Here is a 12,418-nt window from a genome sequence, read left to right as displayed (position 1 = left end):
GCCGCGTACCCTGGCGGCATGTCTGCCGAAGAGCCGCTGTTCCGGGTCGTCCGCGGCGTGCCGACCGCCGACGAACTGGCCGCCTTGGTAGGGGCGGTCCTCGTCCGGTCCCGCCCGGCCGCGGCAGCCGCACCGGCCACCGTGTCCGCGTGGGCGCGCAGCGGCCGACCGGCGCGCCACGACACCTGGCGCGCCTCCGGCCTCCCCCGCTGACCACGGCTCGCCCCTCTGCGGGGCTGCCAGGATCGCCGTGCAGCCGTTAACCTCACTCAGGGAGATGGTGCAGTGACGGACAGGGAGGACCGATGATCCCGGAAGAGGACCACCCGGCGCCCTGGCTCAACAGCTACGGCGGCATCGAGGCCGACATCCGTCAGCTCCGCGAGTTCGCCGACCGGCTCGCCGCCGAGGTCGAGAGCAACTACGCGCCCCACCTGTCGTACATCGCCGACGACATGTCCGCGAAGGTCCCCAACCCGTGCGACGCGTTCGTCGAGCTGGTCACCTTCCTGCACGCCCACCACGAGACCCAGCAGGCCACCACCGACATGGTGTACGCCTTCCGCGGTGCCACCGGCCACCTGGCCGCCGTCGCCGACCGGGTCGCCACCCAGTACGCCGACAGCGACGCCTTCTCCGCCGCCCGCGCCGTGGACGTCCAACGGGCCCTCGCCGACCCGGGGACCGTCCTACCCGGAGGCCGCACGCCGACACTCAGCGACCCCACCGGCCCCGACAGCGAAAGGCCGGTGGTCCTGCCATGATCGAGCGTGGTGGCGGCCGCACCTCCGGCCAGACCGACTGGCACCTGATGGACCTCAACAGCATGTGGGCGTGCCTCCAGGACCACGACACCACCAACCACTGGAAACAGGTCGCCGGCTGGCGCAAGGTCTGCGACCTGGCCCAGATCCACCTCGGCCGACTCCAGGAATACCGCCGAGGGCTGGCCGAAGCGTGGCCCCCCGAGACCAGCGCCGCCTCCGGCACGTACCTCTCCCAACTCGACGACCTGATCGCCAAGGTGCGCCACACCCACGACGCCGCCGCCGCCAACTACACCGCGCTGTCCGCCGCCACCCAGGCCATCGGCACCACCAGGGCCGAGCTACGCAAGCTCCACGAGGAGTACGCGGTCAAGCTCAAACAGAAGCAGGCGTACGAGGCGACAGCCGCCGACCCGAAGGCCATCATGGGCAACCGGGTCGTCGACGCACCGGTGACGGACGGCGAGCTGGAACGTTTGAACGTGCAGGCACGGGCGATGATGTTCAACCTCAGTGGCGAACTCCAACAAGCCCAAGCCACCCTTCAAAAACCTCCACCTCCACCGCGGCGAATTGGCCATCAGCCAAACGACCCTGATGCGTACAGCCCCAGTTCGCCAGGCCCAGTTATTCCTCCAGTCGTCGCCGTACCGATGACACCGGCTACTACCGCAACCGCGGTGGCGAGCAAGACCCCGCCCTCAGGTCTCATGCCTGTTCAAAGTTCAACAGGGGTGGGGCCTGTACTAGGCGGAACAGGTTCGTTGTTAACGCCAGGCATAGCGAACCCAGCGCCTCCCGGCCTCGGAGCTTCGCAATCAGCGCCACCCACAGCGTCGCCGAGCCTGTTACCTGGTATATCCACTACACCCACCGGTGGCCTAATCTCTCGGACACCTACGAATATCAGGCCCCCGACGGGAGCCGAGAGCCCTACCCCACGACCGATACCGCCGACTGCCAGCCGCTCCATGCCACCAGGAGGCCTAATTGGGGGCGTGCCAGGGAGCAGTGTGAACCAACCTGGTCCAATACAGAATTCACCTCGACGCGTCAACCCAGTCGGCGGTGTCATCGGAGGCGGTGGAGCCGGTACAGCGCCGAGCGGAGGTGCAGGTTCCCGACCCGGATCAGGGCGTGGCCTGTTGCCTACGGCAGGCATACCCACGGGCGGCGCGCCCGGATTAACCAGCCATCACGGCATCAAGTCCAACGCCACTCGATGGACTGATCGAGGGCCAGCAGGCCACAACGTGGTTTCCTGGGACCCTGATCACCCTTGGGAAACAGATAAGGGCGTCGCGCCGGTAGTTCTGCCCCCTGAAGACGAAGGGCCGATCAACCCGGGGCCAGCCATCGGCATCAATCGATAATGTCGATTTTTGCGAGGATCACGGCAACGGCACTGACCTTACCAATCATCTTCCCCCAACCGCTATCGACAACGTTGGCACGGCCCGCGCAGAGCGCTCCCCAACCCGCCGGCTCGGAAAGAATTCGAGCGGATCAGTGGCATCTAGACTTTCTGAAGGTTCCCCGAGCGCATCTAATCAGCAAAGGCGACGGCGTAGTGGTTGCGATACCTGACACCGGCGTTGATCCTCATCCTGATCTCATCGGGAATTTGCTGATCGGAACCGATACCACTCCCGGCGGTTCGGGGGATGGACGAACAGACTTGAACAGCCATGGCACAAGCATGGCTGGACTAATCGCGGCGCATGGCGGAACTACAAAAACGGGCGCGCTTGGCATCGCCCCCCGATCCAAGATTCTTCCGATAAGGTCCTCCACTTCAGACAATTCCGGCGAAGCAGACGACCTTGCCGAAGCTATCGAGTTCGCAGTATCAGAGGGAGTGCAAGTAATAAGCATTTCGAGCGGTGGGGCCTCAACACCACGACTCGTTCGCGCAGTAGAAGCCGCCATTTCAGCGAATATCGTTATCGTTGCAGCGGCGGGGAACAAGCCCAATGACCACCCCTCATATCCAGCGACCGAAGAGGGAGTAATTGCCGTCGGCGGTGTTGATCGCGCCGGGCAACATGCCTCTGTGTCAGTGGCTGGGCCGGAGGTCGATGTGGTCGCGCCTGCGGTCGACATTTACAGCACCAGCTATGGCGGGAAGTATTCGAAGGGCACGGGAACGTCGAGTGCCACCGCGATCGTGGCCGGGGCAGCGGCGTTGATCAGGTCGAAGTATCCGTACCTGCCGGCGCAGGAGGTGGCCCATCGGCTCAAGGCCACGGCCATTGACAAGGGGCCGCCGGGACGGGACGACGAGTACGGGGATGGCGTGATCGATCTTGTGGCGGCGCTGACGGCAGACGTACCCCCGTTGGGGTTTGAATCGGTGAGCGCGCCCGCCGGCGGTGGGTCGACCACGGCGACCGGTGTTCGGCCGGGCGAGGATGACGGCGCATCCGCTCGCGGCCTTGCCACCCTCGGAGTGATCATTGCCATCGGTGCCGGATGGGCTTTCGTGGCGCGTCGTCGGCGGCGCGGTGATGATCCGCCGCCCAAAATCAGCCGGTAGTCGGATTCGGCGCCTCGATCGACTCGGTTTCCTTGAAGTCGGGGCATTCCACGCCATTGGACGCCCCGGTTTGCAGGAAGTCGAGTGGATCATGGCGGAGGGCGGGTTGATCGACTCCGTATCGGCGATGTGGGGGTATCGGGGCGGGTTGATCGCGCGATATCGGCGATGTGGTGTGGATCAAGGGCTGGGACGGGCGGCGGACGCGGCGTTGAGGGCCGGGGACCAGTGTGGTGATGGGCGGGGGCGGTAACGTCGGGCTGGTGTCTGACACTCTGCCGCTCCGCCTCGTACTCGCCTCTGCCAGCCCTGCTCGCCGGAAATTGCTCCAGGCTGCCGGCATCGAGCCGGACGTGCTGGTCAGCGGGGTGGACGAATCCGTGGTGGTGACCGATCGCGCCGAAGATCTGTGCTTGGAGCTGGCTCGGCTCAAGGCACAAGCGGTGCTTGGCCGGCTGCATCCGGCCGCCACGACGAAAGCCGCCGGCACCGGCAGCACCACGCCGAACCGCCCAGCCAACGACACCGGCCCAGCCAACGACACCGGCGCAAGCTCAGCCACCGACGCCAACCCAGCCACCGGCAGCGCCGGCGAGGACACCACTGCCGGGACCGGTCAGCGGACTCTGATCATCGGCTGTGACTCGGTGCTCGCGTTCGACGGGGAGATTCTCGGCAAGCCGGCCGATCCGGCGGACGCCACCCGTCGTTGGTTGCGGATGCGGGGGCGCAGTGGCGTCCTGCACAGCGGACACTGCCTGATCGACCTGGTCAGCGGGCAGCGGGCGGAGGCGGTCGCGTCGACGGTCGTCCACTTTGCGGACATCAGCGACGACGAGATCGCCGCGTACGTCGCCACGGGTGAGCCGTTGGCGGTCGCGGGCGCGTTCACCATCGACGGGTTGGGCGGGTCGTTCGTGGAGCGGATCGAGGGTGACCCGGGTGCAGTGGTCGGGTTGTCGATGCCGTTGCTGCGTCGGCTGTTGGCGGAACTGGGCCTGGAGATCACGGACCTGTGGACAAAGGTCGCGCCGGGCGGCCAATCGGTCGAGCCGCTCGGTAACGTCCATTCATGACCACCAAGTCGATCCCACTCACCGACGAGCTGCACGCGTACCTGGTCGCACACGGCGCACCGCCGGACGAGATCATCCAGGATCTGGCCGAGGAGACCCGGTCGGTGCTGCCGGAGCACGCCACCATGCAGGTGGCACCGGAGCAGGCCGCGTTCCTGACGTTCCTGACCCGGCTGCTCGACGTACGGCAGGCTGTCGAGGTTGGCACGTTCACCGGCCTGTCGGCACTGGCCATCGCGCGGGGGTTGCCCGACGATGGGCGGCTGACCTGCTTCGACATTTCCGAGGAGTACACCGGGATCGCCAGGCGTTACTGGGCCCGCGCCGGAGTGCAGGACCGCATCGACCTGCGCATCGGCCCGGCCGGCGAAACGCTGCGCGAGCTGCCGCAGGAGCGCCACCTGGACTTCGCGTTCATCGACGCCGACAAGACCGGGTACCCGGTCTACTGGGCCGAGCTGGTGCCGCGGATGCGGCCGGGCGGGGTGATCGCCGTCGACAACGTGCTGCGCGGCGGGCGGGTCATCGCGCCGCAGGACGTCAACGACCGGGCCATCGCCGCGTTCAACGACGAGGTGCTGGCCGACGTGCGGGTCGACCCGGTGATGCTGCCGATCGCGGACGGCCTCACCCTCGCCCGGGTGCGCTGAACCCCGACAACCCGGCATCGGGGTGCCCCTACGAGAAGGGGCACCCCGATCCACGGCGAAGGGCAAGCGTCAGCGGACGCTGCGGGCGAACTGGCGGGCGGCCCAGAAGACGCCCAGCGCCGCGAGGACCGCGGTGATGGTCAGGCCCTGCCAGACCTTGTCGCTGCCCAGGTCACCGGCGAACAGCGCCCGGGTGCCGTCGACCGCCCAGGAGAACGGGTTCCAGTCGGCGATGCCCTGCAACCAGCCCGGTGCGAAGGTCAGCGGCAGCAGGATGCCGGAGAGCAGCAGCACCGGCTGCGCCACGGTGTTCATCAGGGGGGCCAGTGCGTCCTCGCTCTTGACCTTGAGCGCGACGCCGTAGGACACGGCCGAGGTCATGAGCGCGATGAGGGCGAGCATCAGGTACGCCAGCAGCAGGTCACCGATGTAGACCCGCAGGTCGAACAGGAGCGCCAGCAGGGTGATGATGACGGCCTGCACGATGAGCGACACCACGTCGCGCAGCGAGCGACCGAGCAGCAGGGCGAGCCGGCTGATCGGGGTGACCCGGGAGCGTTCGATGACGCCGGCACGCAGTTCGGCGATCAGGCCGAAGCCCTGGAACAGGCCGCCGAAGATGGCCAGCAGCACCAGCAGGCCCGGTACGAAGATCTTGTAGGCGGCGGCCTGGGTGGGCGCGTTCAGGGCCGGCTTGAGCAGTGGGGCGAAGAGCAGCAGGTACATCACCGGCTGGAACACGCCGACGAAGACCCAGACCGGGTTGCGCAGCAGAAGTTGGATCTGCCGCTGGAAGATCAGCCACGTGTCGCGGGCGAATTTCATGAGTCGTCTCTCCGGGGTCAGGACTCGCGCAGCGAGCGGCCGGTCTTGGTCAGGAAGACGTCGTCCAGGCTGGGCCGGTGCAGCTCGATCGAGCGCAGCTCCAGACCGGCGTGGTCGAGGCGGCGCAGCACCTGGGGGATGGCGGTGGCGCCCTCGTCGACGTAGAGGCGCAGGCCGCCCTCGTCGGCGGTCTCCAGCTTGTTGACGTACGGCTCGCCGTCGAGCGCCTTGGTGGCCTGCGGGGTGTCGGCGAGGTCGAGGCCGACGAGCACCACGTCGCCGGAGATCTCCCGCTTGAGCTCGGCCGGCGTGCCCTCGGCGACGACCTCGCCGTTGTCCATGATCGCGATGCGGTCGCAGAGGGCGTCGGCCTCGTCCAGGTAGTGCGTGGTGATGAAGACGGTCATCCCGTCGTTGCGCAGTCGCCGGATCTCGTCCCACATGTGGGCGCGGCTCTGCGGGTCGAGGCCGGTGGTCGGCTCGTCCAGGAAGACGATCTTCGGCTCGTGGATGATGCCGAGCGCGATCTCGACCCGCCGACGCTGGCCGCCGGAGTACGTCTTGCACTTGCGGTCGGCGTACTCCGTGAGCTGGAAGGCCTCCAGCGCGCGGACGGCGCGCCGCTGTGCGTCGGCCTTGCCGATGCCGTACATCCGGGCGTGCAGGACCAACTCCTCGCGGGCGGTCGACTCGTCCCAGGTGCTGCCGCCCTGCGGCACGTACCCGATCCGGCGGCGGACCTCCGCCGGGTCCTTGCGCAGGTCGGCGCCGGCGATGGTGGCTTCGCCACCGTCGGGCTCGATCAGCGTGGCGAGCATCCGCAGCGTGGTGGTCTTGCCGGCGCCGTTGGGGCCGAGGAAGCCGAAGATCTCGCCCTCGGCGACCTCGAGGTTGACGCCGCGCACGGCGTCCACCGTCTTCGTCTCTCGACCCGCGCGGGAGCGGAACGACTTCCGCAGCCCCCTGGTCTCGATCATTTCTGCTCCTGGTCGGTCGGGCCGGCCGAGCCGGCCGTCGAGTGTCGATCCGGCCGGTCGGGCCGGCCGTCGAGTGGGACGACGCCGGACGGCGCACTCCCCCGCTGTGCCGACAGCAGGCTAACGCGATATAGCGTCTGTAGTCAACGTTGATTATTTCGCGTCACGGTCGAACCGTTCCTCGCCCTCCCGTGGGCCCGACCAACCCTCGGCGTTCGCCAGCTCAGCAGGCAGGTACGACACTCCGGACTCGATCCGCTCCGCGATGCGCTCACACCAGTTCAGCTCCGCCTCCGCCTTCGCCGACCACAGCTCGAACATCCAACTGACGTGCACCGGCTTGGTGTTGCGCACCCAGTCCGACTGGAGCGAGGCGCGCATCGACTCCATGCCGGCGCGCAGCAGGTTGGCCCGGTTGCGCAGCGCCGCCGCCGCCTCGGAGCGGGGCATGGCGGGCAGGAAGGAGAAGGCCGCCGTGAAGGGGTCGACCGGCTCGGTGAAGTTCCACCAGAAGTTGCGCAGCAGGGTCTCGAACTCGTCGTCCCCCTTCGGGGTGACCTCGTAGGTCGTACGCGCCGGACGGGCGCCGACCTGCTCCGTCGCGACGGCCCGCAGCAGCCCTTCCTCGGTGAGTTTGCGCAGCGCGTGGTAGATCGAGCCGGGCTGCACGTTCGCCCACTTGTCGGCGCTCCAGCTCAGCAGCTCGCGGCGCACGTCGTAGCCGTGCACGGGCTGCATCCACCGCACCAGTCCGAGGATCATCATCCGAGTCGCAGACACCAGCCAAGCGTAATAGCCAAGTTTGACTAAGCTCAGTGCGTCATCCCACACTGAGCGATCGTTAGGGGCCGCCAGGGGTGGCCGATACACTCCCCGTCAGTAACCTGCCGGGAGGAGCCACGAAGGTGCGCAAGGTACTGATCGCCAACCGCGGCGAGATCGCCGTCCGGGTCATCCGCGCCTGTCGTGACGCCGGCCTGGGCAGCGTCGCCGTGTACGCGGACTCGGACCGCGACGCCCTGCACGCCACGCTCGCCGACGAGGCGTACGCGCTCGGCGGGGACAGCGCGACCGACACGTACCTGCGCATCGACAAGCTGCTCGACATCGCCGCCCGGGCCGACGCCGACGCCGTACACCCGGGTTATGGCTTCCTCAGTGAGAACGCCGACTTCGCCCAGGCGGTCATCGACGCCGGGCTGACCTGGATCGGCCCCACCCCGCAGGCGATCCGCGACCTGGGCGACAAGGTCACCGCCCGGCACATCGCCCAGCGCGCCGGCGCGCCGCTGGTCCCCGGCACTCCCGATCCGGTGGGCAGCCCGGACGAGGTGATGGCGTTCGCCGTCGACCACGGCCTGCCGGTCGCCATCAAGGCCGCCTTCGGCGGCGGCGGGCGTGGCCTCAAGGTCGCCCGCACGATGGAGGAGATCCCCCAGCTCTTCGAGTCGGCCACCCGCGAGGCCGTCGCGGCGTTCGGTCGTGGCGAGTGCTTCGTGGAGCGCTACCTGGACCAGCCGCGCCACGTCGAGGCGCAGGTCCTCGCCGACCAGCACGGCAACGTGATCGTGGTGGGCACCCGGGACTGCTCGTTGCAGCGCCGGCACCAGAAGCTCGTGGAGGAGGCCCCCGCGCCGTTCCTCACCGACGCGCAGCGCGCGCAGATCCACGACAGCGCCAAGGCGATCTGCCGTGAGGCCGGTTACCACGGCGCCGGCACGGTGGAGTACCTGGTCGGCAAGGACGGCACGATCTCCTTCCTGGAGGTCAACACGCGACTCCAGGTCGAGCACCCGGTCACCGAGGAAACCGCCGGCATCGACCTGGTCCGCGAGCAGTTCCGGATCGCCGACGGCGAGAAGCTGCGGATCACCGAGGACCCGACGCCGCGCGGGCACGCCATCGAGTTCCGGATCAACGGCGAGGACCCGGGCCGCAACTTCCTCCCCGCGCCCGGCACCGTCACCACGCTGCGCCTGCCCACCGGGCCCGGCGTCCGCGTGGACACCGGCATCTCGGCCGGCGACGTGATCGGCGGCAACTTCGACTCGCTGCTGGCCAAGGTGATCATCATCGGTGAGACGCGGACCGAGGCGCTGGAACGCGCCCGCCGCGCCCTCGACGAGATGGTCGTCGACGGGATGGCCACCGCGCTGCCGTTCCACCGGCTCGTCGTGCGGGACGAGGCGTTCACCGCCGAACCGTTCACCGTGCACACCCGGTGGATCGAGACCGAGTTCCAGAACACCGTGCCGCCGTTCGCCGCCGCCGCCGGCGCCGCCGACGCGCCGGCCGAACGCGACACCGTCGTGGTCGAGGTCGGCGGCAAGCGCATCGAGGTCAGCCTCCCCGCCGGCTTCGGCGGGAGTACGACCACAGCCGCACCCGCCTCCCGTAAGGCGACCCGGCGTGGCGGCGGCGTCAAGGCCGGCGCACCGGTCGGTGGCGACGCGCTCACCTCCCCGATGCAGGGCACCATCGTCAAGATCGCGGTGGCCGACGGCGACACCGTTGCCGAGGGTGACCTGGTGGTGGTGCTCGAGGCGATGAAGATGGAGCAGCCCCTGCACGCCCACAAGGCCGGTACGGTCAGCGGGCTCGCCGCCGAGGTCGGCGCCGTGATCACCGCCGGGGCCGCCATCTGCACCATCGCCTGAGGGGTGGGCTGACTCGGCGGCGGACCCGTCAGGTGGTCTGCGGCAGCGGTGCAGGCGCGCTTCGGACGGCGTATCGATGGAGCGTGACGCCCTCGTCGAAGCACGCCTGCTCGAGCAGGTCCAGCTCCAGCGGCTCGTCGTGGCCGTCGAACAGGGGGCGGCCGGCACCGAGGATGACGGGGTGCGTGAAGAGCATCAACTCGTCGAGCAGCCCCGCGCGCAAGAGCGCCGTAGCCAGTGTGGCGCCGCCGACACCGATGTCACCGTCGGTCCGCCGCCGTAGCTCCGCGAGCTGACCGATGGCATCGTCGCCGCCGATGATCACGGTGTTGTACTCGGCGCTGGTGCGCGTGCGGGAGACCAGCACCTTGGGCTTCGAGGTCCAGATCTCGCCGTACTCGCGCAGGTAGTCGGGCAACGACTCGTCGTCGCGCGCTGCCGGCCAGAAGCCCTCCATCGTCTCGTGGATCGTGCGTCCCTGGACCATGAGCGACAGCGACCGCGCCCGCGCGTTGAACTCGCGGTGCAGTGACTCTCCGATGCGCATCCAGGTGCCGCCGCCCTGCTCGCCGTGAACACGCTCGATCAACAGATCGGTGGACACGTTCATCCAGTACACGAATCGTCCCGGCACGGGCTCTCCCTCAGTGATAGCGATATGCAACTGCTCCGCCCTACCCTAGGATGAGGTGATAGCAAGATGCAATCACTTGCCGGGAGGGCTCGATGGAGTCGGCGCCACGCTCGGGTTGCCCGATCAACCAGGCGGTGGAGGTCCTGGGCGATCCGTGGGCGATGCTCGTACTTCGGGACATCATGTTCGGCAATCGACGGCACTTCCGCGAGCTGCTCACCGGCAGCGAGGAGGGCATCGCGCCGAACATCCTCAGCAGCCGTCTGCGGCGCCTCACCGACGCGGGCCTGCTCACCCGTGCGGATGCCCGCCGGGGGCAGCGGGCGGCCTACTCGCTGACCGAGGCGGGCATCCAGACACTGCCGGTCATGGCGGCGTTCGGCACGTGGGGGCTTGCCCAGCGCGGCGGCGACCGTCGCCTGCGGGTGCGCGCCGAACTGCTCCGCGACGGCGGCCCCGAACTGCTCGCCCGCTTCATGGACGACCTCCGCGAGCTGCACCTCGGCGTCCCCCGCCCGGACCCGCACGCCCGACGAGCTGTCGACGAGCTTCGCGCGGCCTACGAGAGCGCCACCCGCGACTGACCTGATCGACGGGACCGCCCACGTCGCCACGGACCGCTGCCCACGGCCGTGCCGGCGCACGCGACGGCTCGTGACCCACCGCGCAGGACCGGGTGGTGGGGTGGTTTGGACCACCAGCGGCGGCAGGAGTGGGCGCGAGCAGGAATGATGTTCAGGTGCGCTTCCTTCACGGCGCGGTTCCCGCGCACGACCTGACCTACACCGACGTCTTCATGGCGCCGGCCCGCTCCGACCTCGGCTCCCGCCTCGACGTGGACCTGTCCACCGGCGACGGCACCGGCACCACCATCCCGCTGGTGGTGTCGAACATGACGGCGGTCGCCGGGCGGCGGATGGCCGAGACGGTGGCCCGGCGGGGCGCGATCACAGTGATCCCGCAGGACATCCCGATCGAGGTCGTCGCGAACGTCGTCGCCTGGGTCAAGCAGCGGCACCTGATCTACGACACGCCCATCACCCTGGGCCCGACCGAGACCGTCGGCGACGCGATCCACCTGCTGCCGAAGCGGTCGCACGGCGCGGTGATCGTGGTCGACGACGCCGGCCGGCCGATGGGCGTGGTCACCGAGGCGGACACGCTGGGCGTGGACAGGTTCGCCCAGCTCCGGCATGTGATGTCCACCGAGCTGCACACCGTCCCGGCGGACGCGGACCCGCGTACCGGGTTCGACAGGCTCTCCGCCGGCCGACGTCGGCTCGCCCCGGTGGTGGACGCCGACGGCCGGCTCGTCGGCGTACTGACCCGGCAGGGCGCGCTGCGGGCCACCCTCTACACGCCGGCCGTGGACGATCGGGGTCGGCTACGCATCGCGGCTGCGGTCGGCATCAACGGGGACGTCACCGGCAAGGCCGCCGCGCTGCTCGAGGCGGGTGTGGACACGCTGGTCGTGGACACCGCGCACGGGCACCAGGAGCGGATGATCTCGGCGTTGCGGGCGGTCCGCAAGCTCGACCCGGGCGTACCGGTGGCGGCCGGCAACGTGGTCACCGCCGAGGGCGTACGCGACCTGGTCGAGGCCGGCGCGGACATCATCAAGGTCGGTGTCGGTCCGGGCGCGATGTGCACCACGCGGATGATGACCGGCGTCGGCCGGCCGCAGTTCTCCGCCGTCCTCGACTGCTCGACGGCGGCACGGGAGCTGGGGCGGCACGTCTGGGCCGACGGCGGCGTGCGGCACCCCCGCGACGTGGCGCTCGCGCTGGCCGCCGGCGCGTCGAACGTGATGATCGGTTCCTGGTTCGCCGGCACCTACGAGTCCCCCGGTGACCTCTACACGGAGCCGGACGGGCGGCGGTACAAGGAGAGCTTCGGCATGGCCTCGGCGCGGGCGGTCAGCGCGCGTACGGCCGACGACAGCCCGTACGACCGGGCCCGCAAGGCGGTGTTCGAGGAGGGCATCTCCTCGGCCCGGATGCACCTGGACCCGCACCGGCCCGGCGTGGAGGACCTGATCGACGAGATCATCGCAGGAGTACGCAGCGCCTTCACCTACGCCGGCGCCCGCAACCTGACCCAGTTCCACGAGCGGGCGATAGTCGGCGTCCAGAGCGCCGCAGGCTTCACCGAAGGAATGCCCCTCCCCACCAGCTGGTAACCCCCACCCCGCCCCCGCCCCGCCCCGCCCCCGCCCCGCCCGGCCCGCCCCCGCCCCCCGGCCCGCCCGCGTTGATCATGAAGTTATTGCCTCTCGCCTCGGCGTGTCACGGCAATA

At 69.2% G+C, this 12,418-nt stretch carries 12 protein-coding genes; 8 read left to right on the top strand and 4 right to left on the bottom strand.

The window, feature by feature from the left end; all coding sequences use genetic code 11:
- Positions 1-18 precede the first annotated feature (18 nt).
- The 5 genes from ABZU91_RS14665 to ABZU91_RS14645 all read left to right on the top strand — a co-directional run bounded on the left by ABZU91_RS14665 (position 19) and on the right by ABZU91_RS14645 (position 5,029).
- Positions 19-213 carry an acyl-CoA carboxylase subunit epsilon gene (locus ABZU91_RS14665; RefSeq protein ID WP_355239387.1) on the top strand — a complete coding sequence of 65 codons (195 nt, stop codon included), beginning with the start codon at positions 19-21 and terminating at the stop codon, positions 211-213.
- A 92-nt stretch (positions 214-305) separates the two neighbouring features.
- Positions 306-764 (top strand): hypothetical protein, encoded by a 459-nt coding sequence (locus ABZU91_RS14660; protein WP_355239384.1) that lies wholly within the window; start codon positions 306-308, stop codon positions 762-764.
- A 1,375-nt stretch (positions 765-2,139) separates the two neighbouring features.
- Entirely contained in the window at positions 2,140-3,303 is a 1,164-nt protein-coding gene (locus ABZU91_RS14655; RefSeq protein ID WP_355239381.1) for a S8 family serine peptidase, read from the top strand.
- Between the two features lie 263 nt (positions 3,304-3,566).
- Entirely contained in the window at positions 3,567-4,379 is an 813-nt protein-coding gene (locus ABZU91_RS14650) for a Maf family protein (protein ID WP_355239378.1), read from the top strand.
- On the top strand, positions 4,376-5,029 hold the full coding sequence (locus ABZU91_RS14645) for an O-methyltransferase (protein ID WP_355239375.1): 654 nt from the start codon (positions 4,376-4,378) through the stop codon (positions 5,027-5,029). The genes ABZU91_RS14650 and ABZU91_RS14645 overlap by 4 nt, the downstream gene beginning before the upstream one ends.
- Before the next feature lie 69 nt (positions 5,030-5,098).
- Here the strand turns inward: ABZU91_RS14645 and ABZU91_RS14640 are convergent, their stop codons facing one another.
- The 3 genes from ABZU91_RS14640 to ABZU91_RS14630 form a co-directional block, all read right to left on the bottom strand.
- Positions 5,099-5,854: an ABC transporter permease gene (locus ABZU91_RS14640; protein ID WP_355239372.1), complete on the bottom strand. Its 756-nt coding sequence runs from the start codon at positions 5,852-5,854 to the stop codon at positions 5,099-5,101.
- Positions 5,855-5,871: 17 nt separating this feature from the next.
- Positions 5,872-6,831, bottom strand: coding sequence for an ATP-binding cassette domain-containing protein (locus tag ABZU91_RS14635; RefSeq protein ID WP_355239369.1), 960 nt, complete (start codon positions 6,829-6,831; stop codon positions 5,872-5,874).
- A 153-nt stretch (positions 6,832-6,984) separates the two neighbouring features.
- The gene (locus tag ABZU91_RS14630; protein WP_355239810.1) at positions 6,985-7,596 is read right to left on the bottom strand and encodes a PadR family transcriptional regulator; all 612 of its coding nucleotides are present in this window, start codon (positions 7,594-7,596) and stop codon (positions 6,985-6,987) included.
- Between the two features lie 140 nt (positions 7,597-7,736).
- On the opposite strand from ABZU91_RS14630, the gene ABZU91_RS14625 reads away from it, so the two are divergent.
- A complete protein-coding gene (locus tag ABZU91_RS14625) occupies positions 7,737-9,488 on the top strand; it encodes a biotin carboxylase N-terminal domain-containing protein (RefSeq protein WP_355239366.1) in 1,752 nt (583 codons plus the stop codon).
- 28 nt (positions 9,489-9,516) lie between these two features.
- Here the strand turns inward: ABZU91_RS14625 and ABZU91_RS14620 are convergent, their stop codons facing one another.
- Complete coding sequence (locus ABZU91_RS14620; RefSeq protein ID WP_355239363.1) at positions 9,517-10,122, bottom strand: dihydrofolate reductase family protein; 606 nt, start codon at positions 10,120-10,122, stop codon at positions 9,517-9,519.
- A gap of 92 nt (positions 10,123-10,214) precedes the next feature.
- Here ABZU91_RS14620 and ABZU91_RS14615 point away from each other — a divergent pair, with 92 nt between their 5' ends.
- Both ABZU91_RS14615 and ABZU91_RS14610 read left to right on the top strand, forming a co-directional pair.
- Positions 10,215-10,706 (top strand): helix-turn-helix domain-containing protein, encoded by a 492-nt coding sequence (locus ABZU91_RS14615; protein WP_355239360.1) that lies wholly within the window; start codon positions 10,215-10,217, stop codon positions 10,704-10,706.
- A 155-nt stretch (positions 10,707-10,861) separates the two neighbouring features.
- A complete protein-coding gene (locus ABZU91_RS14610) occupies positions 10,862-12,301 on the top strand; it encodes a GuaB1 family IMP dehydrogenase-related protein (RefSeq protein ID WP_355239357.1) in 1,440 nt (479 codons plus the stop codon).
- The last annotated feature ends 117 nt before the right edge of the window (positions 12,302-12,418 follow it).

Origin of the sequence: Micromonospora sp. NPDC005174 (genome assembly GCF_040608495.1) — a bacterium.
Taxonomy (GTDB): domain Bacteria; phylum Actinomycetota; class Actinomycetes; order Mycobacteriales; family Micromonosporaceae; genus Micromonospora.
The sequence above is the reverse complement of the archived record's forward strand: the minus strand, read 5'-3'. Positions and strand labels throughout refer to the sequence as shown.

Bases quoted from the DNA above. Each gene is read 5' to 3' on its own strand.
- ABZU91_RS14615 (WP_355239360.1), top strand. From the start codon at position 10,215: ATGGAGTCGGCGCCACGCTCGGGTTGCCCGATCAACCAGGCGGTGGAG.
- ABZU91_RS14635 (WP_355239369.1), bottom strand. From the start codon at position 6,831: ATGATCGAGACCAGGGGGCTGCGGAAGTCGTTCCGCTCCCGCGCGGGT.
- ABZU91_RS14660 (WP_355239384.1), top strand. From the start codon at position 306: ATGATCCCGGAAGAGGACCACCCGGCGCCCTGGCTCAACAGCTACGGC.
- ABZU91_RS14655 (WP_355239381.1), top strand. From the start codon at position 2,140: ATGTCGATTTTTGCGAGGATCACGGCAACGGCACTGACCTTACCAATC.
- ABZU91_RS14630 (WP_355239810.1), bottom strand. From the start codon at position 7,596: ATGATGATCCTCGGACTGGTGCGGTGGATGCAGCCCGTGCACGGCTAC.
- ABZU91_RS14665 (WP_355239387.1), top strand. From the start codon at position 19: ATGTCTGCCGAAGAGCCGCTGTTCCGGGTCGTCCGCGGCGTGCCGACC.
- ABZU91_RS14645 (WP_355239375.1), top strand. From the start codon at position 4,376: ATGACCACCAAGTCGATCCCACTCACCGACGAGCTGCACGCGTACCTG.
- ABZU91_RS14640 (WP_355239372.1), bottom strand. From the start codon at position 5,854: ATGAAATTCGCCCGCGACACGTGGCTGATCTTCCAGCGGCAGATCCAA.